This window comes from Bacillus amyloliquefaciens DSM 7 = ATCC 23350, from assembly GCF_000196735.1.
In the GTDB taxonomy this organism is placed as follows: domain Bacteria; phylum Bacillota; class Bacilli; order Bacillales; family Bacillaceae; genus Bacillus; species Bacillus amyloliquefaciens.
Genome location: NC_014551.1, coordinates 2815513 through 2840493, shown reverse-complemented (window position 1 = coordinate 2840493; position 24981 = coordinate 2815513). Strand labels below are relative to the sequence as shown.

25 protein-coding genes, 1 pseudogene and 1 other annotated feature are annotated in these 24981 nt (G+C 47.4%); of the genes and pseudogenes, 18 read left to right on the top strand and 8 right to left on the bottom strand.

Going from position 1 to position 24981, the window contains the following annotated elements:
- Window positions 1-10: 10 nt before the first annotated feature.
- Window positions 11-1764: pseudogene (locus BAMF_RS34550) on the top strand (NAD-dependent malic enzyme).
- Window positions 1765-1819: 55 nt separating this feature from the next.
- On the opposite strand, the gene BAMF_RS34545 reads toward BAMF_RS34550, so the two are convergent.
- Entirely contained in the window at window positions 1820-2137 is a 318-nt protein-coding gene (locus tag BAMF_RS34545) for a PepSY domain-containing protein (RefSeq protein ID WP_003152366.1), read from the bottom strand.
- A 158-nt stretch (window positions 2138-2295) separates the two neighbouring features.
- On the opposite strand from BAMF_RS34545, the gene BAMF_RS34540 reads away from it, so the two are divergent.
- Entirely contained in the window at window positions 2296-3369 is a 1074-nt protein-coding gene (locus tag BAMF_RS34540; RefSeq protein WP_013353221.1) for a M42 family metallopeptidase, read from the top strand.
- A 33-nt stretch (window positions 3370-3402) separates the two neighbouring features.
- On the opposite strand, the gene BAMF_RS34535 is transcribed toward BAMF_RS34540, so the two are convergent.
- Window positions 3403-3849 (bottom strand): YtoQ family protein, encoded by a 447-nt coding sequence (locus BAMF_RS34535; protein ID WP_013353220.1) that lies wholly within the window; start codon window positions 3847-3849, stop codon window positions 3403-3405.
- 192 nt (window positions 3850-4041) lie between these two features.
- Between BAMF_RS34535 and BAMF_RS34530 the strand changes: the two genes are divergently transcribed.
- The 12 genes from BAMF_RS34530 to motS all read left to right on the top strand — a co-directional run bounded on the left by BAMF_RS34530 (window position 4042) and on the right by motS (window position 15633).
- The gene (locus BAMF_RS34530) at window positions 4042-4365 is read left to right on the top strand and encodes a thioredoxin family protein (protein WP_013353219.1); all 324 of its coding nucleotides are present in this window, start codon (window positions 4042-4044) and stop codon (window positions 4363-4365) included.
- Window positions 4366-4380: 15 nt separating this feature from the next.
- Window positions 4381-5190 carry a DUF1444 domain-containing protein gene (locus tag BAMF_RS34525; protein WP_013353218.1) on the top strand — a complete coding sequence of 270 codons (810 nt, stop codon included), beginning with the start codon at window positions 4381-4383 and terminating at the stop codon, window positions 5188-5190.
- 14 nt (window positions 5191-5204) lie between these two features.
- Window positions 5205-5810 (top strand): YtpR family tRNA-binding protein, encoded by a 606-nt coding sequence (gene ytpR, locus BAMF_RS34520; protein ID WP_013353217.1) that lies wholly within the window; start codon window positions 5205-5207, stop codon window positions 5808-5810.
- Between the two features lie 167 nt (window positions 5811-5977).
- Complete coding sequence (locus BAMF_RS34515; RefSeq protein WP_013353216.1) at window positions 5978-8560, top strand: DNA translocase FtsK; 2583 nt, start codon at window positions 5978-5980, stop codon at window positions 8558-8560.
- Between the two features lie 239 nt (window positions 8561-8799).
- A complete protein-coding gene (murC, locus tag BAMF_RS34510; RefSeq protein WP_013353215.1) occupies window positions 8800-10098 on the top strand; it encodes a UDP-N-acetylmuramate--L-alanine ligase in 1299 nt (432 codons plus the stop codon).
- 156 nt (window positions 10099-10254) lie between these two features.
- A complete protein-coding gene (locus BAMF_RS34505) occupies window positions 10255-10677 on the top strand; it encodes a DUF948 domain-containing protein (RefSeq protein ID WP_013353214.1) in 423 nt (140 codons plus the stop codon).
- Between the two features lie 32 nt (window positions 10678-10709).
- A complete protein-coding gene (locus tag BAMF_RS34500) occupies window positions 10710-11123 on the top strand; it encodes a YtxH domain-containing protein (RefSeq protein ID WP_013353213.1) in 414 nt (137 codons plus the stop codon).
- Between the two features lie 25 nt (window positions 11124-11148).
- Entirely contained in the window at window positions 11149-11475 is a 327-nt protein-coding gene (gene ytxJ / locus BAMF_RS34495) for a bacillithiol system redox-active protein YtxJ (RefSeq protein ID WP_013353212.1), read from the top strand.
- 235 nt (window positions 11476-11710) lie between these two features.
- On the top strand, window positions 11711-12787 hold the full coding sequence (locus BAMF_RS34490; protein WP_013353211.1) for a bifunctional 3-deoxy-7-phosphoheptulonate synthase/chorismate mutase: 1077 nt from the start codon (window positions 11711-11713) through the stop codon (window positions 12785-12787).
- Window positions 12788-13064: 277 nt separating this feature from the next.
- A complete protein-coding gene (gene ccpA, locus BAMF_RS34485; RefSeq protein WP_013353210.1) occupies window positions 13065-14069 on the top strand; it encodes a catabolite control protein A in 1005 nt (334 codons plus the stop codon).
- A gap of 69 nt (window positions 14070-14138) precedes the next feature.
- Complete coding sequence (motP, locus tag BAMF_RS34480) at window positions 14139-14954, top strand: flagellar motor protein MotP (RefSeq protein ID WP_013353209.1); 816 nt, start codon at window positions 14139-14141, stop codon at window positions 14952-14954.
- Window positions 14944-15633 carry a flagellar motor protein MotS gene (gene motS / locus BAMF_RS34475; protein ID WP_041481663.1) on the top strand — a complete coding sequence of 230 codons (690 nt, stop codon included), beginning with the start codon at window positions 14944-14946 and terminating at the stop codon, window positions 15631-15633. Before motP ends, motS begins: the two co-directional genes overlap by 11 nt.
- A 9-nt stretch (window positions 15634-15642) precedes the next feature.
- Here the strand turns inward: motS and BAMF_RS34470 are convergent, their stop codons facing one another.
- From BAMF_RS34470 to BAMF_RS34460, 3 genes are read right to left on the bottom strand one after another with little or no spacing between them, the layout of a single operon-like run.
- On the bottom strand, window positions 15643-16809 hold the full coding sequence (locus BAMF_RS34470; RefSeq protein WP_013353207.1) for an acetoin utilization protein AcuC: 1167 nt from the start codon (window positions 16807-16809) through the stop codon (window positions 15643-15645).
- Window positions 16806-17453: an acetoin utilization AcuB family protein gene (locus BAMF_RS34465; protein WP_013353206.1), complete on the bottom strand. Its 648-nt coding sequence runs from the start codon at window positions 17451-17453 to the stop codon at window positions 16806-16808. Before BAMF_RS34465 ends, BAMF_RS34470 begins: the two co-directional genes overlap by 4 nt.
- Window positions 17454-17477: 24 nt before the next feature.
- A complete protein-coding gene (locus tag BAMF_RS34460) occupies window positions 17478-18110 on the bottom strand; it encodes a GNAT family N-acetyltransferase (RefSeq protein ID WP_013353205.1) in 633 nt (210 codons plus the stop codon).
- Window positions 18111-18268: 158 nt separating this feature from the next.
- Between BAMF_RS34460 and acsA the strand changes: the two genes are divergently transcribed.
- The 3 genes from acsA to sr7p all read left to right on the top strand — a co-directional run bounded on the left by acsA (window position 18269) and on the right by sr7p (window position 21839).
- Window positions 18269-19987 carry an acetate--CoA ligase gene (acsA, locus tag BAMF_RS34455; RefSeq protein ID WP_013353204.1) on the top strand — a complete coding sequence of 573 codons (1719 nt, stop codon included), beginning with the start codon at window positions 18269-18271 and terminating at the stop codon, window positions 19985-19987.
- Between the two features lie 53 nt (window positions 19988-20040).
- Window positions 20041-20277 (top strand) — a binding site (T-box leader).
- A 50-nt stretch (window positions 20278-20327) separates the two neighbouring features.
- Window positions 20328-21593 (top strand): tyrosine--tRNA ligase, encoded by a 1266-nt coding sequence (gene tyrS, locus BAMF_RS34450; RefSeq protein ID WP_013353203.1) that lies wholly within the window; start codon window positions 20328-20330, stop codon window positions 21591-21593.
- Window positions 21594-21713: 120 nt separating this feature from the next.
- Window positions 21714-21839: a small protein SR7P gene (gene sr7p / locus BAMF_RS42065; RefSeq protein ID WP_014470826.1), complete on the top strand. Its 126-nt coding sequence runs from the start codon at window positions 21714-21716 to the stop codon at window positions 21837-21839.
- Window positions 21840-21880: 41 nt separating this feature from the next.
- Here sr7p and BAMF_RS34445 read toward each other — a convergent pair whose 3' ends face one another.
- From BAMF_RS34445 to BAMF_RS34435, 3 genes are all read right to left on the bottom strand, one after another.
- Window positions 21881-22204, bottom strand: a complete 324-nt coding sequence (locus tag BAMF_RS34445) for an AzlD domain-containing protein (protein WP_013353201.1) — start codon at window positions 22202-22204, stop codon at window positions 21881-21883.
- On the bottom strand, window positions 22201-22932 hold the full coding sequence (locus BAMF_RS34440; RefSeq protein ID WP_013353200.1) for an AzlC family ABC transporter permease: 732 nt from the start codon (window positions 22930-22932) through the stop codon (window positions 22201-22203). Before BAMF_RS34440 ends, BAMF_RS34445 begins: the two co-directional genes overlap by 4 nt.
- Before the next feature lie 72 nt (window positions 22933-23004).
- Complete coding sequence (locus BAMF_RS34435; protein WP_013353199.1) at window positions 23005-23811, bottom strand: TrmB family transcriptional regulator; 807 nt, start codon at window positions 23809-23811, stop codon at window positions 23005-23007.
- A gap of 218 nt (window positions 23812-24029) precedes the next feature.
- On the opposite strand from BAMF_RS34435, the gene BAMF_RS34430 reads away from it, so the two are divergent.
- On the top strand, window positions 24030-24902 hold the full coding sequence (locus BAMF_RS34430) for a cation diffusion facilitator family transporter (RefSeq protein WP_013353198.1): 873 nt from the start codon (window positions 24030-24032) through the stop codon (window positions 24900-24902).
- Window positions 24903-24981 lie beyond the last annotated feature (79 nt).

Here is a 24981-nt window from a genome sequence, read left to right as displayed (position 1 = left end):
ATTTACCTGTATGAATTTCGGGAATAAAAGCAAACCTAAGACAAATTGCTTTGAAAGGAAGAGACAGGTGAATCAATTTCAAGTGACGAAAGATGGAGAAATCAAAACAACCCTGCGCGGCTTAGAATTGCTTTCTACGCCCTTTTTAAATAAAGGGGTGGCCTTTACACAGGAGGAAAGAAAAGAACTCGGACTCGAGGGATTTCTGCCGCCGAAAATATTGACAATCGAAGAGCAGGCGAGACGGGCTTACGAACAGTTCAGTTCGCAGCCTGATGAGCTGAGCAAAAATGTGTACTTGACCGCTCTCCATGACCGGAATGAAACGTTATTTTACAGGCTGCTAAATGATCATTTAGGCGAAATGCTGCCGATTGTATATACGCCGACCGTCGGCACAGCGATCCAGCGTTACAGCCATGAGTACAGAAAACCCCGCGGTCTGTATTTATCAATAGATGATCCTGAGGGAATGCGCATGCATTTCAGCAGTTCGGAAAAAATGAAAATATTGATTTAATCGTTGCGACGGATGCCGAGGGCATTTTGGGAATCGGTGACTGGGGTGTCGGCGGCATCGCCATTTCTGTCGGAAAACTCGCTGTGTATACGGCAGCGGCGGGAATTGACCCGTCAAGAGTGCTTGCGGTCGTATTAGATGCCGGGACAAATCAAGAAAGTCTTTTAAATGACCCGCTGTATGTCGGAAACCAGCATTCAAGAGTCCGCGGCGAGAAATATGACCGTTTTATTGATGAATATGTCTCGCTTGCGCGGGAAACGTTCCCGAATGCGCTGCTTCATTGGGAGGATTTCGGTACGGCTAACGCCCGCGGCATATTAAAACGGTATAAAGATAAAGTCTGTACGTTTAACGATGACATTCAAGGAACGGGCGCGGTGTCGCTTGCAGCAGTGTTAGCCTGCGCAAAAGCATCAAAAGTGCCTTTAAAAGAACATAAAGTCGTTGTCTTCGGCGCGGGAACGGCCGGCATCGGAATTGCTGAGCAGCTCCGTGAAGCAATGGTGCATGACGGATTAAGCCAAGAAGAATCATACAGCCATTTTTGGTGTATCGACAGAAACGGACTGTTAACGGATGACATGAAGGATTTGCGTGATTTTCAGGTTCCGTACGCCCGGCCTGCTGATGAAGTGAAAGAGTACAGCCGCAGCGGTGAAGGCGGATCAATTGATCTGGCGGAGACGGTGCGCCAGGCGAAGCCGACGATTCTGATCGGCACGTCCACTGTATCAGGCGCATTTACGGAAGAAATCGTCAAAGAAATGGCCTCTCATGTCAAGCGGCCCGCTATTTTGCCGATGTCAAATCCGACCACTTTATCAGAAGCAAAACCAGAAGATTTAATAAAATGGACAGAAGGCCGTGCGCTTGTCACAACGGGGAGTCCGTTCCCTCCTGTTGCGTATAACGGCGTTACCTACCATATCGGACAGGCGAACAACGCGCTCGTATTCCCGGGACTCGGGCTCGGCACGATTGTGACGAAAGCAAGGCTGATTACGGACAATATGTTCGTTGCCTGCGCGAATGCCATTGCCGGTATGGTCGACGTCGGCAAGCCGGGGGCGCCGATGCTCCCGAAAGTGGAGGATCTCAGGACGGTATCAGCAACAGTAGCGGTAGCCGTAGCGAAAGCGGCCATTCAGGACGGTGTAGCGGAAACGGAACCCGAGGATCTGATCCAAACGGTGCAAGACGCGATGTGGCACCCTGTATACAAACGGATTCGGCCGATGTAACCGAATAAAGCCCAAAACGCTGATGGTTTTGGGCTTTATTTTTTGCTTGTCCGAATTATGAGGCGACAGAATCAATGACATCGACAATCTGGCCTGTTTTTGCATTGACCATAACTTCATATTGCTCCAGCTCGCCAAATGCCGAACGTGTCACGCCAGTTTTGTATACCTGGATGGTTTCTCCGTTTACCTGGTAAGGCTCGGGCTCTGTGTATATCCATGATCCATCTATCGGCCCGCGCTGTTTAAAAGCCGCTTTCACGATGCGCAGCGCTTTTTCTGAAGAGATATAAGGTTTCATTGCATACTTTTTCACTGCGATGGCAGCGCATAATCCGACTCCCGCACCTAAGAGAAAATGACGTAATTTCAATATGAAGCACCTCCAATTATGTCGTAGTTTTTATTATACAGAAGATGCCAGACGGTGTTAAGTAAAGCGGCGGTTTTACAGCCCATTCAATTTGAGAACTTGGAAAACGGTTGTTTTTCTAATAAAATAAAAGCACTACATAGAAATGAGGGGAAAATATGAATGAGGAAACGAAAACGCTTTTCCGGACGCTGACGCAGCTTCCCGGCGCACCGGGAAATGAACACCAGGTCCGCTCCTTTATGAAACGGGAGCTTGCGAAATATGCGGATGACATCGTGCAGGACAGACTCGGAAGTGTTTTCGGCGTAAGGCGGGGCGCTGAAGATGCGCCCACCGTTATGGTAGCCGGCCATATGGATGAAGTCGGATTTATGGTGACGCAGATTACGGATAACGGCATGCTGAGATTTCAGACGCTCGGCGGCTGGTGGAGTCAGGTGCTTCTTGCCCAGCGCGTCGAGGTGCAGACGGATAACGGACCTGTCATCGGCGTCATTTCTAGCATCCCGCCCCACATTTTAACGGATGCCCAGCGCGCCAAGCCGATGGAGATCAAAAATATGATGATTGATATCGGTACCGATGATAAAGAGGACGCGGTCAGAATGGGGATCAGACCGGGTCAGCAGGTCGTGCCGGTATGCCCGTTTACTCCTATGGCCAATGAGAAGAAAATATTGTCCAAAGCGTGGGATAACCGCTACGGCTGCGGATTAAGCATTGAATTATTAAAAGAGCTGCACGGAAAAGAGCTGCCGAACAACCTGTACGCCGGAGCCACCGTTCAGGAGGAAGTCGGCTTGAGAGGGGCGCAGACAGCAGCCAACATGATTCAGCCTGATCTCTTCTTCGCACTTGATGCCAGCCCGGCAAATGATATGAGCGGCGATAAGGAGCTGTTTGGCCGTCTCGGCGAGGGAGTGCTGCTCCGCATTCTCGACAGAACGACGGTCATGCACCGCGGGATGAGAGAGTTCGTCCTTGATATGGCGGAAACGCATAATATCCCTTATCAATACTTCGCTTCAGGCGGGGGAACGGATGCCGGAAGGGTCCACATTTCAAACAGCGGGGTTCCGTCTGCCGTCATCGGCATTTGTTCAAGATACATCCATACAAATGCCGCCATCATCCATGTCGACGATTATGCCGCGGCGAAAGAAATGCTCATTAAGCTGGTCATGGCGAGTGACAAACAGACGGTCGAAACGATCAGAGAAAATGTGTAAAAAAATAAGCAGGCCCTCATAAAGGCGGCCTGCTTATTCTGCTTCAAATAAATAAGAGAGTGCTTTCATCGCTTGATTTACGGTTTCCACCGTTATATTCGCTTTTCCGGAAAGCTCTTTCAGAGGATGATGCAGCTCTTTCGGGCGGATAAGAATGAGCGGCTTTCCTTTTGCGATGGCATAAGAAGCATCCATCGCGGTATTCCACTGTTTATATTTCTCGCCAAACAGGGCGATCACAAAATCGGCTTTTTCCATCAGCACCTCTGTACGGAAATTGTTGATATCAGAAGCTCTGGCGTCTTTTAAAACAGAATCAGGCTGCTCGCCCATAATCTCTTCTCCGATATTGTCTGAGCGCTCGTGGTTTTCCATCGGGCCAACAAATGTAATCGGCAGGTGCAGCGCTTTTGCTTTGTTCTTGATCTCGTCCCGCCAATTGCTGTGGATTTCACCGGCTAAGTACACGACAAACTGCATCTTTTGCTCCTCCTTTTATACATATTCAGATTTTCGTACGGCTATAAACAAAATGGTAAACGAAACTTACTTGATAATGCAAATGAAATATGATAATGATATTGCATATAGTTGGTCTTGCTGTAAGCAGTCTGGTATGATCCAATTGGACTCAGCATACAAAAAACTCAAAATCCAAATGGAGGAATCACAATGAAAAAAATTGAAAGCACGGAAGAATTGCAAAAAGCGGTACAGGACGATTGGGCGGTATTTATGTTTTCAGCGGATTGGTGCCCGGACTGCCGCTTTGTGGAGCCGTTTCTCCCTGAGCTGGAAGCGGACTATCCTGAATTCACGTATTACTACGTAGACCGCGATCAGTTTATTGATACATGCGCGGAATGGGAAATCTACGGCATTCCGAGCTTTGTGGTGTTTAACGGAGGAAAAGAAGTGAACCGCTTCGTCAGCAAAGACCGCAAAACGAAAGAGGAAATTGAGCAATTTTTAACCGATTCCCTCGCTAAAGCGTAAAGGAGGCCACAGGCTTTGAAAATGACGTCAAGGAAGCTGTCGGATCTATTAAAACAGCGCCTGCAGCACGAGAACCGATCCTTCTTTTTTGACAGAGAAAAAGACACCCTCCGTGTTGAGGATCAAACGACTAAAAAAGGCATTACATTGGAGCTCCCGCCGATCATCGCCAAGTGGGAGACAAAAAAAGAAGAAGCGATCGACGAGATCGTCTACTATGTGTCAGAAGCGATGGAGGCGATGGGCGGCAGCGGACAGGAGATGACCGGAAAGGAAGCCGGAATCTATCCGGTGATCCGCTCCACATCATTTCCCGATCAAACGGGCGACGGCATTCCGCTCGTGTATGATGACCATACGGCCGAAACCAGAATCTACTACGCGCTTGACCTCGGCAAAACGTACCGCTTAATTGACAGCCGGATGCTTGAGAAAGAAAACTGGACAAAAGAACGGATCAGGGAGACGGCGTCATTCAATCTCCGCTCTCTCCCTTCCGTCGTCAAAAAGGATACGGTTGCGGGCAATTATTTTTATTTTTTCAGGGCGAATGACGGCTATGACGCCAGCCGGATTCTCAATGATTCGATTCTTCATGAATACAAGCAGGCCGCTGAAGGTGAATTAGCGATTTCTGTCCCGCATCAGGATGTATTAATACTTGCTGACATTCGAAATGAATCGGGTTATGATATTTTAGGGCAAATGTCCATGAGCTTCTTTGCAAGCGGCACGGTGCCGATTACGGCCCTTTCATTTCTGTACAATGAAGGCAGACTGGAACCTGTGTTTATCATGGCGAAAAGCCGGCCGAAAAAGGATTAGAAAGGATTTTTCTTATGAACGCTTTTTACAATAAAGAAGGTGTGGGAGATACGCTTCTGATCTCTCTTAAAGATGCAGCACGCGAAGAAATCAGCTATGAAAGAGAAGGCGATGTCGCAAGAATCTTTAACAAAGAAACAAAAGAAACGACGGGCTTTAACATTTTTAACGTGTCTTCTTATTTACAGATTGAAGACAACGGCCCCGTCGCTTTGTCTGAGACATTCGTTCAGGACGTGAATGAAATACTGAACAGAAACGGCGTTTCAGAAACACTGACGGTTGACCTTTCTCCGAAATTTGTTGTCGGTCACGTAGAATCGAAAGAAAAACATCCGAATGCGGATAAACTGAACATCTGCCAAGTGAATGTGGGAGAAGAAACCCTTCAAATCGTTTGCGGCGCTCCGAACGTGGACAAAGGACAGAAAGTCGTCGTCGCTAAAGTCGGCGCGGTGATGCCGAGCGGGCTTGTGATTAAAGACGCTGAACTAAGAGGCGTTCCGTCAAGCGGCATGATCTGCTCCGCGAAAGAACTCGCTTTGCCGGATGCGCCGCAGGAAAAAGGCATTCTTGTTCTTGAAGACAGCCGCGAGGCCGGCGAAGCATTTCAATTCTAACTCCCATAAATAAGCGCACAGAATCGAATGATGTGAGGGAAAGCCGTTAAGCATGTCTGCTTAACGGCTTTCTTCTGTTGGGAGCTTAATCTTTTCTGAGCCGCCCGGCAATGGTATACTAAATATCGTCCCAGACTACTAAAAAGGGAGTTAGAGAGTGATTAAACATGAGTTGGCTGAATAAATTTTTTGACTTATTTTTAGGTGAAAAAGAAGAAGAGCATGAACTTGAACCGAACACGCATGCACAAGTCCCGAAAGAGCATATACCGGATCAGCCAGAAGGCAAATTAACGCGCATGGAAGATCCTAAAATATATTATGAATATCCGAAAGGGAATTTCCGCTTCCCTGTCGTTCCGGACGGCTATAAGCGGACGGAACAAAGACAGCAGGAAAGGCACGAACGCCGCCGCCAGCCTTCACGGGGTTATGCCGCCGCGAAGGAGCATACGGAAAGGAAAGAGCATACATATAAAGAGCCGGATACGGTGAAAAAGCCCTTTAAACCGTCATCCATTCCTTCACCGGTCTACGGCTTTCAATCTCAGCACAGCATTAAAAAAGCGCCTAATCCCCAAAAACAGCGTGAAGAGAGCGTAACATTGCTGTCAGAGGAGCAGTTTGATCCGCCAAAGTCCGGTCAGGAAACGGAAAAAGAGCCCGTATTCACAGCATCCGGCCTAACTAAACAGACAAATACCCGGCCGGAACCGTTAACGAAACAGGAAACGGACGAATACCCGGCCGCCAAACAAGAGCAGCTGCACTCTGAGACTGAAGCGGAAGAGCAGGTGTACAGAGCGTCCGAACCGCCGCAGTCTGAAGACTCGCAGCAAACGGAAAGCGCGGTGCCTGCCGGCTATCCGGAAGAACAAGAGCATGAACAAACCGAGCCATCTATAAAAGAACCTGAGTATGAAGCACCCCTGCCGGCTGAACACACAGAAGACCAAGCGCCGCCGCAGGAGGAGTATCAGCAGCCTGAGCCGGAAAAAGCCCGGCCTTTTGAAACCGCGGAAGAACCGGTGTATACATACTCAGAAGAACAAGAAGAAGTTCAGCCGCAGTCTGAAGACCGGCCTGAATTGCCTGAAGCTGACGTGAAACAGGAAGCAGATCCTCAGCCTGAGTACAATGATGCCCCTCAGCAATCAGAACCGGAGCTTGAGCCTGTAAACATTGAGACGGCCGATGCCCCGGCCCGGCCTGCTGAAGAAAAAACCGATCACACCGCACAGCCTGCGAGAAGAGCGGATCGGCCGAGAGAGCGTAATGTGCCGTTTAACGTCATGATGCTTAAAAGCGATAAACACAAGCAGACGAAGACGCCAGAAGGCGGTGCGGGCTATGTCTTTCCTAATCTGTCGCTTCTGGACGTGCCGCCGGCGCAAAGACAGGACGACCAATCATGGATTGAAGGACAGCGCGAGCTTTTAAACGTTACGCTGAAAAACTTTAATGTGCGCGCCCAAGTCGTTCATGTCACACAAGGCCCATCTGTCACACGATTTGAAGTGCATCCTGAGCCCGGAGTGAAAGTGAACAAAATTACAAATTTAGCAGATGATATAAAACTGAGTTTATCTGCCAAGGATATTCGGATTGAGGCGCCGATCCCCGGTAAAAACACGATCGGCATTGAAGTTCCGAACCGCGTAAGCAAGGTCGTCGATTTACGGCAGATGATCAGAAGCGCCGCTTTCAGGGAGAATCCGTCTCCGCTTACAGCCGCGCTCGGCGTCGATATTTCCGGAAACCCGGTCGTCATTGATTTGAAAAAGATGCCGCACGGATTGATTGCGGGTGCCACGGGATCGGGAAAAAGCGTCTGCATCAATACCATTTTGGTAAGTCTGCTTTATAAGGCGGATCCGAGCGATGTCAAAGTGCTTCTGATTGATCCGAAAATGGTGGAGCTTGCGCCTTATAACCAAATTCCGCATTTGGTCAGCCCCGTCATCACAGACGCCAAAGCCGCGACCGCCGCATTAAAATGGGTTGTGGAAGAGATGGAACGGCGGTATGAACTGTTTGCCCATTCGGGTGTAAGAGATATCGGCCGCTTTAATGAATTAACGGCCGATCATAAGACCGGCGAAAAGCTCCCTTACCTTGTTGTGGTCATTGATGAGCTTGCTGATTTAATGATGGTGGCGCCGAACGATGTGGAAGAAAGCATTGCCAGAATCGCGCAGAAAGCGAGAGCCTGCGGCATTCATCTGCTTGTCGCGACACAGCGTCCGTCTGTCGATGTCATTACCGGAATGATCAAAGCGAACATACCGACGAGGATTGCATTCTCCGTCTCAAGCCAGGTAGATTCCAGAACGATTATCGACATGGCGGGAGCGGAAAAGCTTCTCGGAAAAGGCGACATGCTCTACTGGGAAAACGGCACCGGAAAACCGGTGCGCCTGCAGGGCAACTTTGTGTCCGACAGAGAGATTGACCGCGTCGTCTCCCATGTCAGAAAGCAGCTGCCGCCTTCTTATTTGTTTGAACAGGAAGAACTGATCAGGCAGGGAACCGCCCTCAAGGAAGAGGACGAGCTGTTTCCTGAGGCGTGTCAATTCGTCGTGGAACAAAACAGCGCCAGCACCTCAAGCCTTCAAAGAAGGTTCAGAATCGGCTATAATCGCGCCGCGAGGCTGATTGACATGATGGAGGCTGAAGGCATGATCTCAGAAGCGAAGGGCAGCAAACCCCGCGAAGTGCTGATTACGGCCGCTGACATTTCTCAAGAATAAGAATATCGTTCATTTTTCTCACAAACATGGTATGATAGTGGATGGACCATCAAACTGCATCACTGTCACGCGCTGAAATATCATGCGGCAGGTTTAATCAAAAAGAAAGTTACAGATACTGACGATAACGTAAAAATAAATGGAAGCGCCGCTGTTTGGGCTTTTTGCCCGCGGCGGTCGCAAAATGAAATGAGCGTCATATACTGGGGAACAGATAGACGTTTGTTGGAGGTACGATTATGACTGTTTATCATTTTGTTGGAATAAAAGGGACAGGTATGAGCCCGCTTGCTCAAATCTTGCATGATACAGGATATCAGGTGCAGGGATCGGATATCGAGAAGCAGATTTTTACTCAGGCTGCCCTTGAAAAAAGAAATATCCCGATCTATCCGTTCAGCGCCGATAACATCAAACCCGGCTTAACGGTAATCGCCGGAAACGCATTCCCTGATTCTCATCCGGAAATCGCAAAGGCGCTTGCTGAGGGGATTCCTGTTATCAGATATCATAAATTTTTAGCTGAATACATGAAAAAATATACAAGTGTCGCGGTAACGGGCGCACACGGAAAGACGTCCACAACGGGCCTCTTAGCACACGTGATGCAGCAAGCGAAGCCGACTTCGTTTCTTATCGGGGACGGAACGGGCAAAGGAAATGAAAGCAGCGAATACTTTGTATTTGAAGCCTGCGAGTACCGCCGTCATTTCTTAAGCTATCAGCCTGATTATGCGATCATGACGAATATTGATTTTGACCACCCTGATTATTTCGCCAACATTGACGATGTGTTTGATGCTTTCCAAAACATGGCGCTTCAAGTCAACAAAGGCATCATTGCCTGCGGTGATGACGAGTACCTGCCGAAAATTCACGCCAATGTGCCTGTCGTTTATTACGGCACGGGAGAAGAAAACGATTTTCAAGCGAGAAACATCGTAAAAAATACCGAAGGCACGACATTTGACGTCTTTGTCCGCAATACGTTTTACGATACGTTCTACATCCCGGCATACGGCCATCACAATGTCCTCAATTCATTAGCGGTCATTGCGCTCTGCCACTATGAAGAGATAGACGTGAACATGATTAAGCTCGGACTTGAATCATTCGGCGGCGTCAAACGCAGATTCAATGAAAAAGTGATCGGCAGCCAGGTGCTGATAGACGACTACGCCCACCATCCGACTGAAATTAAAGTCACGATTGAGGCGGCCCGTCAAAAATATCCTGAACGTGAAATCATCGCGGTATTCCAGCCGCATACGTTTACACGGACGCAATCTTTCCTTGATGAATTCGCAGAAAGCTTAAGCGCCGCCGATCGCGTATATCTGTGCGACATTTTCGGCTCAGCCCGCGAGAACGTCGGAAAGCTCACCATCACGGATCTGCAGGAAAAAATCGATAACGCAGAACTCATTGAAGAGAATGACACATCCGTGTTAAAAGCGCATGAAAACGCAGTGCTGATCTTTATGGGCGCCGGAGACATTCAAAAATATATGAGAGCTTATGAAAACGTCATAGCGTAACAAAAAAGCAGTGGGGCTCTCACTGCTTTTTTGCGCGTGCTGTAAAGGGATTTTCCGATAAACGGAGAAATAGTATACAGACAGCCCCTTTCATATATGTTTATCATTTTCATAATTGGGTATATACCATTATATCCTGCAATAAGGAGGTATTAGATGATTATCATTCTTTACTTAAGCGTCGCACTCATTGCCGTAGCATTTCTTATCCTCGTCATTTATCTGTCCAAAACATTAAAGTCTGTGCAGATGACCTTAACAAACGTTGCGTCGACTTTAAACGGCCTTGAAGGGCAGATGAAGGGCATCACCGCAGAGACCGCCGAGCTGTTACATAAGACAAACCGTCTCGCGGAGGATATTCAGGAAAAATCAGAGAAATTAAATACGGTTGTCCATGCTGTGCAGGAAGTGGGAACTTCCGTCCAGCAGTTTAATACATCCATAAAGCAGGCAGCCGGTTCCGTTTCGGCCTCTGTAAGAGAGAACCAGGACAAGATCAGTCAGGTTGTCACCTGGAGCCAGGCGGCTATGGAAATATGGGACAAGTGGAAGCAAAAGAAAAAAACATCGCTTTAATCATAAGAAAAATCCACTAAGGAGGAATCATAATGAGCAAAGATGGAATCAATAGTAAGGATTTTTTAATCGGAACGCTGATCGGGGGAATTATCGGCGCGACAACAGCTTTGTTTCTGGCGCCTAAATCAGGCAAGGAGCTGCGCGACGATCTCGGCAGCCAGGCCTCTGCATTAAAGGATAAGACGGACAGAATGACGGCCGACGCGAAAGAAAAAGGCTCTCAATATGTCAGCATCGCCAAAGACAAAACATCTAACATCACCCAGCTGGTAGCTGATCAGTCAGGCCAGATTATGAATAAAGTGAAGGATTTAAAAGACCGTTCTAAGAGCACACTAACTGAGAAAGCCGAAGAGACGAGAAGCGAAATGCAGGATACGGCTCAAAGCATCAAGAACGAAGCGGAAGAAGCCGCGGAAACAGCCGGTCAGGCAAATCGCTGATCTTCAATAAGGAGAGATAACCGACATGACTAAGCAGCTGATATCGTCAGAAGAAGAGTTCAAAAATGCCGCTGAGAAAGAAAATACGCTCGTGTTTTTGAAACACAGCACAACCTGCCCGATCAGCCAAGCGGCGTTTCAAGAGTTTGACGCCTTTGCATCGGAGCATACAGAAGTGCCTTCTTATTACCTGCAGGTGCAGGACAGCCGGCCGCTTTCAAACTATATCGCCGAGACCTACGGCGTGAAACATGAAAGCCCGCAAGTATTCGTCATTACAAACGGCGAAGTGAAATGGCACGCGTCTCATTCACAAATTACAAAAAACGCAATAGAACAGCATCTTTCATAATTGCTTGCCGCCGGATAATACCGGCGGTTTTTTTTTGAAAAAAACTATTGATCATTTCAGACATATCATGTAGGATAACATTATACGTTACTTCAACGCATAAAAGCTTAAAAGCGTTTTTGTGATAAAGCAGAATGTGAAAAAATTTATTATTTCATATTCCTATTTTCGCATAACTGTAGTAAGATGCATGTTAACTATTAAAATAAAACATAGCATAGAAGGGATGAAAAAGATGAGCAACAAGGAATTAGAGAACCTAAGACAGCAGGCAGACGCACTAAACTTAGAAATCCTTAAATTAATCAATGAACGCGGAGCCGTTGTAAAAGAAATCGGTAAAGCAAAAGAAGCACAGGGTGTCAACCGATTTGACCCTGTCAGAGAGCGTACAATGCTTAACCGCATTATTGAGAGCAATGACGGCCCATTTGAAAACTCAACAATCCAGCATATTTTCAAAGAAATTTTCAAAGCCGGCCTCGAGCTTCAAGAAGAGGATCACAGCAAAGCGTTGCTCGTCTCCCGGAAGAAAAAAGCAGAAGATACAATCGTTGATATTAAAGGCGAAAAAGTCGGTGACGGCGATCAGAGATTCATCGTCGGACCTTGTGCCGTAGAAAGCTATGAGCAGGTTGCGGAAGTAGCTGCCGCAGCGAAAAAACAAGGCATTAAAATCCTGCGCGGAGGCGCGTTCAAACCCCGCACAAGCCCGTATGATTTCCAAGGTCTCGGCGTAGAAGGCCTGCAAATTCTCAAACGCGTCGCTGATGAATATGACCTCGCGGTGATCAGTGAAATCGTAACGCCTGCCCACATTGAGCAAGCGATTGATTACATTGACGTCATTCAGATCGGCGCACGGAACATGCAAAACTTTGAATTGCTGAAAGCCGCCGGTTCCGTTAAAAAGCCGGTATTGTTAAAACGCGGTCTTGCCGCAACGATTTCAGAATTCATCAATGCAGCTGAATACATCATGTCACAAGGAAACGACCAAATCATTCTTTGTGAGCGCGGAATCAGAACGTACGAAACAGCAACGAGAAATACACTCGACATTTCTGCCGTGCCGATTTTGAAGCAGGAAACTCACTTGCCGGTGTTTGTTGACGTAACACATTCAACAGGCCGCCGCGATCTCCTGCTTCCGACAGCAAAAGCGGCGCTTGCGATCGGCGCTGACGGCGTTATGGCTGAAGTTCACCCTGATCCTTCCGTTGCCCTTTCAGACTCTGCGCAGCAGATGGATATTCCTGAATTCGAGAAATGGCTGAACGAATTAAAGCCGATGATGAAAGTAAAAGCATAATACAGTGTTCCGCTCTTTAAGGCCGCCGTGTGCGGCCTTTTTTCGTTTCTTCATTTTATTTAATTATAAAATGAAAGTGAACGTTTTCATCATTGGGAAAAACGTGTATAATTTCATGAGAAGTATTTAAATTTGATGAATAATGAAAAATAATGTACACTACTGACTTACGCTTACAACCATAAACGACAGAATGCGAAAACGTACGACATTTCTTTACATAAAGTGTTTATGCTATAGATAAGGATAAGTGTATCCAGTAAAAGGAGTGGTTTCAGTGAGCAACATTACGATATACGATGTGGCCAGAGAAGCAAATGTCAGCATGGCGACTGTTTCCCGCGTCGTAAACGGCAATCCGAATGTAAAACCGACGACCAGAAAAAAAGTATTGGAAGCCATTGACCGCCTCGGCTACCGCCCGAACGCGGTGGCAAGAGGACTGGCAAGCAAAAAAACGACTACGGTCGGCGTCATCATCCCTGATATCTCAAGTATTTTTTACGCGGAACTTGCGCGGGGAATTGAAGATATCGCGACGATGTACAAATATAATATTATTTTAAGCAATTCAGACCAAAATCTCGAGAAGGAACTGCACCTGTTAAATACGATGCTCGGTAAACAAGTAGACGGTATCGTATTTATGGGCGGCAACATTACGGACGAGCATGTCGAAGAATTTAAGCGCTCTCCCGTTCCGATCGTATTGGCTGCGTCAGTTGAAGAACAGGGCGAGACGCCTTCTGTCGCCATTGATTATGAACAGGCGATTTATGATGCCGTCAAGCTTTTCATTGATAAGGGGCATCGCGATATCGCATTTGTCTCCGGACCGATGGCAGAGCCGATCAACCGTTCGAAAAAACTGCAAGGGTACAAACGGGCGCTTGAAGAAGCGGGCATTGCGTTTAACGAGCAGTTCGTGGCGGAAGGCGATTACACCTATGATTCCGGGATGGAGGCGCTTCAAAGCTTGATGGGCCTTGACCGGAAACCGACGGCGATCCTTTCTGCGACGGATGAAATGGCTCTCGGCATTATTCATGCGGCCCAGGATCAGGGTATGTCGATTCCTGACGATCTTGACATTATCGGTTTTGACAATACGAGATTGAGCCTGATGGTCCGCCCTCAGCTTTCAACAGTCGTGCAGCCTACGTACGATATCGGCGCCGTGGCGATGAGACTTTTGACAAAACTGATGAACAAAGAGCCGGTTGAAGAGCATATCGTTGAATTGCCTCACCGCATCGAATTAAGACAATCAACCAAGTCATAAGAAAAACGGAAAAGCAAGCTTCACTCTGCCTGAGTGGAATCTTGCTTTTTTACTTGATAAGGAGAAGATATGAAACGTTTTGATTATCTGACACCCGTTGGATTTATGTTAGGCTGTATTATTGTCGCAATCGGAATTCTGTCAGGAACGGGACTGGCGGGAATCAGCTCATTTTTAGATCTGACTTCTTTTTTAATCGTAACAGGCGGCCTTGCCGCAGCGGTGTTTATCAGTTTTCCGCCGCGGGATTTAAAGAAAACCCCATCTGTTTTAAAACAGGTATTCTCCCGTCAGGATGATAATGTGAAGGAGCTTGTCAGAGTATTCGTCAGCCTTGCGGAGCAGGCGCGCAGGCAAGGGCTGCTGTCTCTGGAGGATCAGGCGCGTGAAATCAAAGACCCGTTTTTAAAAAAAGGGTTATTGCTTGCGATAGACGGCTGGGACGAGGAAACGATCCGGCTGGTGATGGATTCAGAGATCGCCGCGATGGAAGAAAGGCACAGAAAAGGCAGACGCGTTTTTGAAAAAGCCGGTGATTTTGCGCCCGCCTGGGGAATGATCGGGACGCTTGTCGGACTCGTGCTCATGCTTAAAAACTTAAATGACCCGCATACACTCGGGCCGAATATGGCTATTGCGCTATTGACGACGCTGTACGGGGCGCTGCTTGCCAATTTGGTGTTTATCCCTATCGCGGCAAAGCTTGAAGAAAAAACCGAAAGTGAAATTTTCATCAAGCAGGTTATCATCGAAGGTGTTGTCGGCATCCAATCGGGAAAAAATCCCCGCAATCTCGAAAGTCAGCTCGTCGTTTTCAGCTCAAGAGAAGACTGGCGTAAAGGACAGCCTTCGAACAAGAAAAAGGGCGCTGTCCATGAAGCTTAGAAAAGAGCGTTTTGAACGAAGGAACAAACCGGGAAATACAGGAGGTTCACCAAGATGGATGGTGACGTTTGCCGACTTGATCACGCTTATTCTCGTGTTCTTTATATTGCTTTTTTCGATGTCGCAAATAGACGCGGAAAAATTTCAATCAGCCGTTACTTCGATTCATACAAACGGCAGCGGGGGTGAACCAGCGTCATCAAGCAAAGCAAACGAAAATAGTGAACAGGATTTGCTGTTGCAGAACGTGAAGACATACATAAAAACGCACCATTTAAGTTCCAAAATGACGGCGAAGCGCGATGAGCGCGGAGTGGTTCTTGTGCTGCAGGAGGCCGTTCTGTTTCAGACTGGAAAAGCGGATGTGCTGAAAAACGCTGAGCCAGTCCTGCATCAGATCGCGGTGCTTTTGAAAACACTTCCGAATGCCATACAGGTTGAAGGCCATACGGACAGCCGCCGGATTTCCACCTATCAATTTCCGTCGAACTGGGAGCTGTCATCTGCAAGAGCGGCGAGTGTGATCCGTTATTTTACCGCAAAAGAAGACTTTTCCGCCAAACGGTTTATTTCTGTCGGTTACGCGGATACGAAACCTGTGAAGGACAACAAAAGCATCAGACATATGAAAGAAAACCGCCGTGTAGAAATTGTCATAAAAAAAACGACCTCCTCGTAAGGTCGTTTTTTATTTTGTTTTATACCGCTGCTCAGACCGGATGGCAAAAAGCGCTTTTTCCACGGTTTGGGCATTTTTTTCTGAGATTTCTTCTTTTCGGGGAATCGGAGGATATAATTGGTCAGGATCACTCCAAAAAGCGGGCAAGGTATAGGGAGAGTGTTTCTGCCATTTTTGAATCCACTTCTGCGGTATGCGCTCCCCGGGATCAATCCCTTTCATCTCAAGCCATATGCGGCTCCATGCTCTCGGGACGACTCTCCAAATATCGTACCCGCCGCCGCCGCCCGCGATCCATCTGCCGCCGCAATATTGATGGGCCAATGAGTGAGCGAGCCGCGGGATCTCTTGATAAATGGAGATGGTATTGGACAGGTGTGTCAATGGATCGTAATAATGGGCATCTGCTCCGTTCTGAGTCAGAATCACATCCGGCTTAAAAAAAGCCGCGATTTCCGAGGCGGCCGTTTTGTAAGCGTGAAGAAAGGAATCATCCTCTGTGAAGGCGTCCAGCGGGATGTTAAAAGAATAGCCGTAGCCTTGGCCGCTTCCTTTTTCCAGTACCTGTCCCGTCCCGGGAAATAAATAACGCCCGGTTTCATGAAAAGACACAGTGCAGACATCAGACCTGTCGTAAAATGTAAATTGAACGCCGTCGCCATGATGGGCGTCGGTATCAATGTATAACACCTTTGCCCCGTAGTTTTTCTGAATGTATTGGATGGCCACGGCGCTGTCATTATAGATACAAAAGCCCGATGCCCTGCCGCGAAAGCCGTGGTGAAGGCCGCCTCCTAAATTGCAGGCATGCCTTGCTTGTCCCGTCATGACATAATCGGCCGCTGTTAAGGTGCCGCCCACAAGAAGCGATGCGGCTTCATGCATGCCGGCAAAAACGGGGGTGTCTTCCGTTCCGAGCCCGTAGCTTTCTCCTTCTTTGGCAGGGAGCCGGCCCGCACCTGCCAGTTCCACAGCCTGTATGTAATCCTCCGTATGAACGAGAGCCAGCTCTTCTTTAGAGGCCGTGCGGGGAGCGACGATATCTCCCTCTTCAAACGCGTCCGCCGCCTGAAGCAGATCGTATGTCAAAAGCACGCGCTGCTGATTGAACGGATGTTCCTGGTGAAATTGATATGTCTGATAAGAAGGCGAGTAAACAAAAACGCTGTCTCTCATGACTGATCCCTCAAATATTTCGGCCACAAGACATTGTATCCGGCCTCATGAACGGCATGGATGAAAGGGAGCGGATTCATCGTCTTCACCCGAAAGACGAGTATATTCGAGCCGGCTGAATCATGGGGATAGACGAGCACACTCAGGATTTGCAGCTGAAGATCACGGCACATGCAGCTGAGATCAGCAAGGCTTTGGGTCATATCCGTCACCAGGATTTCCACCTGTGATCCCGGCTGGGCTGCGCCTGTCAGGCTGACGAAAGTCCGAAGTACATCGGTTTTGGTTAAAATGCCTGTCAGCTTATTGTTTACCGTGATCGGCAGACAGCCGATGCCATGCTCATAAAAAGAAGCGGATATTTCTTCCACGAAATCAAGCGGATGGGCGCAGATGACATTCCGTTTCATAATGGTTTCCACTTTGTTTGTCAGAAACGCGCCGCGGTCTTCTTGTTCAAAGCTGCTGTCCGGGCCGGCCTGTTTAATGTCCCTGTCTGTGACGATACCGGCGACGTGCAGGTCTTCGTCGGTGACAGGGAGATGACGGATATGATAGGCCTTCATTTTGCGTACGGCTGTTTCAATGGAGTCGTTTTTTGTGACGGTGATGACATCCCGCTTCATGATTTGTTCTGCAATCATTTTTTTATCCCCTTTGTATGTCAGTCAATACATAAATCGCTGATAAAAACGAAGTCTGTCGAACTGTTCGATTGACTCCTGACTGACGTGCCTGCCGATGCGGGCCATCAGACAATTGGCCGGATGAGAGCTGATTTCCGGTTCATCCGTTGCAAACCAGACAAGACCCCCGGCATTCATCATCTTTTCCATAATCTTTCTGTATTCCCACACGTCTTTTTTCATTCCTTTTAAATCCCAATGCCAGTAATATTCCGTCGTCATGATGATGTAATGTTCCATCTGTTCATCCATCATGCTGACTGTCAGCAAAGTTTTTCCGACAGAACAGCCCCTGTAGCCGGGAGCGACCTCGATCGCCCCGAGTTCAAGGAGGTCTTCCATATTTCCGTCAGACCACCGTTCAAGCGGATCGGGATATAAATACGTCACATAGCCGATAATCGTCTGTCCGTCCCTGGCGATAATGATCCGCCCTTCGGGAAGCCCGGCTATCTCGATTAACGCTTTGTGCTGTTCATGAGGAAGGCGAAAGGCTGTCAGGCCTTCATGAAACTCATACTGTGCTAAGTCCTCTGGAGGAACGGGCCCTTCTACTAAAAGAGGGCCGGCTGCTGTCTGAATAGATGTAGAATGGTACGTTTTATGATGTTTCACTGATTCACCGCCTGTCGGTTCTTAATAAAAACACATCTCCTTTAAGCATAACAAATTATAAAGCGTTTTCAATAGTACAGTAATTTATATTTTAAAAATTGAGAAAACTGTGAACTTCTACTATAATTAGTCTATAGATCAGCAAAGGGGGATGTTGCATGAACTTGAAAGCGTTGCCAGCAGAAAAGGGGAATTATCATCTGCAAAATTATGAGGAAACATACCGCAGCTTCGATTGGAAAGAAGCAGAGGCCGAGTTTTCCTGGCATCAGACCGGGAAGCTGAATGCCGCATACGAAGCGATTGACCGCCATGCCGAGTCATTTCGCAGAAACAAAGTAGCGCTGTATTACAAGGACGCAAACAGAGAAGAAAAATACACATTTAAAGAAATGATGGAGGAATCGAACCGGGCGGGAAATGTGCTGAGACGGTATGGAAACGTGGAAAAAGGAGACCGCGTTTTTATTTTCATGCCTCGTTCGCCGGAGCTGTATTTTATCATGCTCGGCGCTATTAAAATCGGTGCGATTGCCGGTCCTTTATTTGAAGCGTTTATGGAAGGCGCCGTCAAAGACCGTCTGCTGAACAGCCAGGCAAAGGTTGTCGTGACAACACCTGAGCTGGCCGAACGGATTCCGGCAGAGAGTCTCCCCGACCTGCAGCATATTTTCATTGTCGGCGGCAGCGAAGAAACGGGAGATAAAATCATCCATTACGATAAAGCGGCTGAAGGGGAAAGCACGAGACTTGACATTGAATGGATGGACAGAAGAGACGGCTACCTGCTTCATTACACATCAGGTTCTACCGGAACGCCTAAGGGCGTGCTTCACGTTCATGAAGCCATGATTCAGCAATACCAGACCGGCAAGTGGGTGCTTGATCTCAAAGAAGACGATATTTACTGGTGCACTGCGGACCCAGGTTGGGTGACCGGGACGGTGTACGGGATTTTTGCGCCGTGGCTGAACGGAGCGGCGAACGTAATCGTCGGCGGCAGATTCAGTCCGGAAAACTGGTACGGCACAATTGAAAAGCTCGGTGTCAGCGTCTGGTACAGCGCTCCGACCGCTTTCAGAATGCTTATGGGCGCCGGAGATGAAATGGCGTCCAAATTTGACCTTACCTCACTTCGTCACGTCCTGAGTGTCGGAGAGCCTTTAAACCCTGAGGTCATCAAGTGGGGGCATAAAGTATTCGGCAAGCGCATCCATGATACGTGGTGGATGACGGAAACCGGCGGACAGCTTATCTGCAATTATCCTTGCATGGAGATCAAGCCGGGTTCAATGGGGAAACCGATTCCGGGAGTGGAAGCGGCGATCGTTGACAATCAAGGAAATGAACTTCCGCCGTACCGGATGGGGAACCTCGCCATTAAAAAGGGCTGGCCGTCCATGATGGATTCCATTTGGAATAACAAAGAAAAATATGATTCTTATTTCATGCCGGGCGGCTGGTATGTTTCCGGAGATTCAGCTTATATGGATGAAGACGGTTATTTCTGGTTCCAAGGCAGAGTCGATGATGTTATTATGACATCCGGCGAGCGTGTCGGCCCGTTTGAAGTCGAAAGCAAACTTGTTGAACATCCGGCGATTGCCGAAGCCGGTGTCATCGGAAAGCCGGATCCTGTCCGGGGAGAAATCATTAAAGCGTTTATCGCCCTCAGAGAAGGACATGAACCATCCGATCAGCTGAAGGAGGACATTCGCCTCTTTGTAAAACAAGGGCTTGCCGCGCATGCCGCACCGCGTGAAATTGAGTTCAAAGATAAACTGCCGAAAACACGAAGCGGAAAAATCATGCGACGTGTCCTGAAGGCGTGGGAGCTGAACCTGCCGGCAGGCGACCTGTCCACAATGGAAGATTAAAGCCGGCGTTGACATTGCATCTAATTTATGTTAAAAATGAGTAAGCTTCATACGAAAAGGTTTTGATTGAGACAAGTAGGATATCTGATTGTTCCAGAGAGCTGATGGCCGGTGAAAATCAGTACATAAGATATGCCGAATACACTCATGAACCGCTTTTGCGAACAAAGTACTTCAAAGGAAGGCTTTCAGTAGTGAAAGAACGGACACGGTCCGTTATCAGGAAGAGTGATAAGAGCTTTTTTAGGCTTTTATTAGTAGGGTGGTACCGCGATTATATCGTCCCTTCGTTTTAAACGAAGGGGCGTTTTTTATTTCTATAAACAAAGGAGAAGACAAAATGACTAATTTATTAGAAGATTTATCATTCCGCGGCTTAATCCAGCAAATGACGGATGAAGAAGGACTGAATAAACAGCTGAACGAAGAAAAAATCCGTTTATACTCAGGGTTTGACCCGACGGCTGACAGCCTCCACATCGGACACCTTCTGCCGATATTGACACTGCGCCGTTTCCAGCTTGCAGGCCACCATCCGATTGCGCTTGTAGGCGGCGCAACGGGACTGATCGGCGATCCGAGCGGCAAAAAAGCGGAACGTACGTTAAACACTCAGGATATCGTTGTCGAATGGTCGCAAAAAATTAAAAATCAGCTTTCCCGATTTTTAGATTTCGAAGCCGGAGAAAACCCCGCTGTCATAGCGAACAACTTTGATTGGATCGGAAAAATGAGCATCATTGAATTTCTTCGCGACGTCGGAAAAAACTTCGGAATCAACTACATGCTTGCGAAAGATACTGTAAGCTCAAGAATTGAAACCGGGATTTCTTACACGGAATTCAGCTACATGATCCTGCAATCCTACGATTTCCTGAATCTGTACAGAGAAAAGAACTGCAAACTCCAAATCGGCGGCAGTGACCAGTGGGGCAACATCACGGCCGGTCTTGAACTGATCAGAAAATCGGAAGAAGAAGGGGCGAAAGCGTTCGGTCTTACCATTCCGCTCGTCACAAAAGCGGACGGCACGAAATTCGGCAAAACGGAAGGCGGCGCGATTTGGCTTGATAAAGAAAAAACATCGCCGTATGAATTCTACCAATTCTGGATCAATACAGATGACCGCGACGTCGTCAAATATTTAAAATACTTTACTTTCCTGTCAAAAGAGGAAATTGAAGCTTATGCTGAAAAAACGGAGACGGCTCCTGAGAAAAGGGAAGCGCAGAAACGTCTCGCTGAAGAAGTGACTGTTCTTGTACACGGCCGCGAAGCGCTGGAGCAGGCCGTTCATATCTCCCAGGCGCTTTTCAGCGGCAATATTAAAGAGCTTTCCGCTCAAGACGTCAAGGTAGGGTTTAAAGACGTGCCTTCGTTTGAAAAAGACCGCTCTGAAGAGCTGTCTTTAGTAGACGTGCTTGTGGAATCTAAATTGTCGCCTTCAAAACGGCAGGCCCGCGAAGACATTCAAAACGGGGCCGTCTACATTAACGGCGAGCGCCAGACGGACATCAGCCATCTTCTGACAGCAGAAGACCGCATCGAAGATCAATTTACCGTACTGCGCCGCGGAAAGAAAAAATACTTCCTGATCACGTACTGAAAATAAAAAGCAGTCCGGCCGCTTTATGCGGCAGGCTGCTTTTTTAGGTTTTGTGAATACTGCACCGGGAAATGAGTACAGTACATAGTATAAGGCAAAACAGGGAAGGGGCGCTGCGCCGTGAATTTCATGTTCACCATCGCGAAGGAAAGATTGCAGCGGGATCATTGGGAACAGCAGCAAAGCATGAACGCCGAAGTCAAAGCCGAGGAACCTGAGGCGGAAGAAGAAAATCCGCCATCATAAAGGAAAAAGCCTTCATTCTGCGGAATGGAGGCTTTTATTTGTCACCAGATCAGCCTGACGGCGGCCATCAGCACGACTCCCGTGATGACCGTAATTGATAAGCTTTTTGTCCACATCGCGCAAAGCAATGTCGGGATGAGAACGATCATTGCTTTCCAATCAAAGGTCAAAGCGCTATTTGTTTTCACGATCATGCTCTCCGTTACCAGAGCGGTCAAAATGCAGAGCGGAATAAAGGAGAGCCATTTTAAAGCCAATTCAGGCATCTGAATGTTCCGGACAAATATAAACGGAACGATACGCGGCACAAGTGTAACAATCATGCAGCCGAGTATAATCCAGATCATTTGCGTACTGATGCTCATTTGTCCGTCACCACCCCGATGGTTGCCACAATCACGGTTGAGACGATGACTGCGATATGTGACGGCACGATATAGGATAACAAGACCATAAAGATGATCATATAGACGATTAAGGAAAGATTGTGCTTCAGCTTTTCCGACGCAGACGCCTGCAATTGCAGCACCAGCAGCGCCGCAAACATAGCGGGCAAAGCGAAGTCCAGGCCGAGGGCGTAAGGATCAGATATCCATTGTCCGAGAAGCCCGCCCATCACACAAGAAATAACCCAGCACACATAAGCTGTTACATTAAGGCCGTTCATCCACTTATCGTTAAGCCTGCCGTTCTGAGCCGCCTTGTTTACCGCTACCCCGAAAGATTCGTCGGTAAGCAAAGCACCGAAGCCGATATTTTTCACCAAAGAGTATTTCGTGAAATAAGGTGCGATGGTCAGACTGAGCAGAAGGTGCCGCAGATTGACGATAAACGTCGTTAAAATAATGGCGGAAATCGGACTCCCGGAAACAAGGAGCGAGCAAATAATAAATTGGGCGGCGCCGGCATAGACAAACACGGATAACAAACAAATTTCAAGAATACTGAGATGTGAGGCCACGCCGACAATGCCAAAAGCAAAACCGATACTCATATAGCCAAGCAAGGTAGGCACACAATCCCGGACCCCCTGTAAAAATGTATCGTTCATTTCCCGGGAAACGGCGGTTTTTTGCACTTCTGTGTTAATCATTTTTTATACTCCTTCCTTAGAGATTATAATGATAACGACTAATGAAAAAATCAAAGAAAATACGGTTCACATTTATATGAACCGATTTCCGGTGACGACATGAAATAACGAATGGTTTTGTTTCATCAGGCCTTCAACTTTTTCAGCCCCTACTTCTTTTACAAGCTCCGCGAACATAAGGTCGTGCCTCATATATTCCATGGCCACGAGAACAAGAGCGGGATCTTCTGATTTAATGGCCCAGGCATTCGTCTGCGGAGAAAAATTGGCGATTAAGACTTCTTTATTATCGCGTGCCGCTATCGTTAATCTCCCGCCCATGCGTTTTTCCGCCACTTCAGGCGACATATTATGATGTGTCGTATTTCCGAGCTTTACTTCCGGAGGGCCGAACACAATCGAAAAGACGGGCAATTTTTCGGCCGCGCGTTTGTTAGCGGCTTCTTGAATAAAGGGAATCTGCTGTTCCCAGACAGACAGCCACAACTCTTCCTCGGCTTTTTCAATCATATCCTTCAATTCATTGATGACATGATCATTTGTGCTGATGCGGAGGATGACATTCATCTCCTGCTCGCTTTCAAGCGCCAATAATTTCTCCTCAAGATAGCCGAAGGAGCTTTCGAAATCGTGCCGCAGCCGGTCAATTAATTCCTTTCCGGCCAGCGGGGCATATGTAACCGGATCAGACGGCACAATATGGACAGCGCCTTTATCAACTAATTTTCCCAATACTTCATAGATCATTGAGCGGGGGACGCCTGACCTTTTACTGACTTCGTACCCGGTAACAGGCGAGTGTTTTAACAAGCCGATATATGCTTTGCATTCATATTGAGAAAATCCAAATTTTTGTAATTCTTTCAGAACATCCTCCATAAACATCCTCCGTAGTGGTTATTCATGAAACTACTATAATTTAAGCGGTTATATGTTGTCAATGGGACTTGAGTGCTGAATGAAAGGCACAGCTGTTTTGTCGCTTTCCAACTTATTTTAGAGCGAGTTACTTGTATGGCTCTTGTGAAAAACGTTGCCGTAGACCCACACGAATGCTGTTTGATACGATAAATTCAAGAAGTCAAAAGAGGAGGATCATGGTGGAAAACACCTCTAAAATCGCTTTTTTATCAGTTATAAGCAATTCTCTTGTCGTCATGCTCAAAATAGCGGTGGGCATTATAACAGGGTCTGTCGCGATACTTTCCGAAGCCATTCATTCTTTTTTAGATTTGATCGCCGCCTTCATCGCCTTTATTTCCGTCAGGATATCAAAAAAGCCGGCTGATACAGGGCATCCGTACGGACATGGAAAAGTCGAGAATCTCTCCGGAACCATTGAGACGATTCTGATTTTTGCGGCAGGGATTTGGATGATATATGAATGCGTTCAAAAATTGGTGAATCCAGAGCCGGTTCATCTGCCGGTATTGGGAATTATTGTGATGCTTTTAGGGGCTCTCATTAATTTGATCGTCTCGAAATTAGTAAAAAGAGAAGCTGAAAAGGTTAATTCCGTAGCAATGAAATCAAATGCTCTGCACTTACTGACTGACGTATACACATCATTAGGCGTAGCGGCAAGCCTTTTGGTTGTTACATTAACGGAGTGGTATATACTTGATCCCATTATAGGTATGGTGCTTGCGGTGTATATCATATATGAAGCATTTAAGTTAATGAAAGAAGCATTTCCGCCGCTGATTGATACCCGTCTGTCAGAAGAAGAAGAGAAAACAATTTTAAAGATTATCGATACATTTCATCAGGAATTTATTGAAATCCACGATTTTCGTACAAGGCGCTCAGGCCCGCAGGAGTATATTGATTTTCATATGGTCGTGGCGTCTCACGTGACGATTAAAGACGTGCACGACTTGTGTGACCGCATTGAAAGGGATATTACGGATGAATTTAAACAAGCACAGGTGATGATTCATCCTGAGCCGGAGAGCGAAAGGAAGAAATAAATGATCTTGCCTTTGTCACCGGCAAGTTTCTGACAGCGATAATCGTGATCTTTAACTGAGAGCCCCGTGTAAAACGGGG

Coding starts and splice junctions, on each gene's coding strand:
- BAMF_RS34540 (WP_013353221.1), top strand. CDS start 2,296: ATGAATGAGGAAACGAAAACGCTTTTCCGGACGCTGACGCAGCTTCCC.
- BAMF_RS34535 (WP_013353220.1), bottom strand. CDS start 3,849: ATGCAGTTTGTCGTGTACTTAGCCGGTGAAATCCACAGCAATTGGCGG.
- BAMF_RS34530 (WP_013353219.1), top strand. CDS start 4,042: ATGAAAAAAATTGAAAGCACGGAAGAATTGCAAAAAGCGGTACAGGAC.
- ytpR (WP_013353217.1), top strand. CDS start 5,205: ATGAACGCTTTTTACAATAAAGAAGGTGTGGGAGATACGCTTCTGATC.
- BAMF_RS34515 (WP_013353216.1), top strand. CDS start 5,978: ATGAGTTGGCTGAATAAATTTTTTGACTTATTTTTAGGTGAAAAAGAA.
- murC (WP_013353215.1), top strand. CDS start 8,800: ATGACTGTTTATCATTTTGTTGGAATAAAAGGGACAGGTATGAGCCCG.
- BAMF_RS34505 (WP_013353214.1), top strand. CDS start 10,255: ATGATTATCATTCTTTACTTAAGCGTCGCACTCATTGCCGTAGCATTT.
- BAMF_RS34500 (WP_013353213.1), top strand. CDS start 10,710: ATGAGCAAAGATGGAATCAATAGTAAGGATTTTTTAATCGGAACGCTG.
- ytxJ (WP_013353212.1), top strand. CDS start 11,149: ATGACTAAGCAGCTGATATCGTCAGAAGAAGAGTTCAAAAATGCCGCT.
- BAMF_RS34490 (WP_013353211.1), top strand. CDS start 11,711: ATGAGCAACAAGGAATTAGAGAACCTAAGACAGCAGGCAGACGCACTA.
- motP (WP_013353209.1), top strand. CDS start 14,139: ATGAAACGTTTTGATTATCTGACACCCGTTGGATTTATGTTAGGCTGT.
- motS (WP_041481663.1), top strand. CDS start 14,944: ATGAAGCTTAGAAAAGAGCGTTTTGAACGAAGGAACAAACCGGGAAAT.
- BAMF_RS34470 (WP_013353207.1), bottom strand. CDS start 16,809: ATGAGAGACAGCGTTTTTGTTTACTCGCCTTCTTATCAGACATATCAA.
- BAMF_RS34465 (WP_013353206.1), bottom strand. CDS start 17,453: ATGATTGCAGAACAAATCATGAAGCGGGATGTCATCACCGTCACAAAA.
- acsA (WP_013353204.1), top strand. CDS start 18,269: ATGAACTTGAAAGCGTTGCCAGCAGAAAAGGGGAATTATCATCTGCAA.
- tyrS (WP_013353203.1), top strand. CDS start 20,328: ATGACTAATTTATTAGAAGATTTATCATTCCGCGGCTTAATCCAGCAA.
- BAMF_RS34445 (WP_013353201.1), bottom strand. CDS start 22,204: ATGAGCATCAGTACGCAAATGATCTGGATTATACTCGGCTGCATGATT.
- BAMF_RS34440 (WP_013353200.1), bottom strand. CDS start 22,932: ATGATTAACACAGAAGTGCAAAAAACCGCCGTTTCCCGGGAAATGAAC.
- BAMF_RS34435 (WP_013353199.1), bottom strand. CDS start 23,811: ATGGAGGATGTTCTGAAAGAATTACAAAAATTTGGATTTTCTCAATAT.
- BAMF_RS34430 (WP_013353198.1), top strand. CDS start 24,030: ATGGTGGAAAACACCTCTAAAATCGCTTTTTTATCAGTTATAAGCAAT.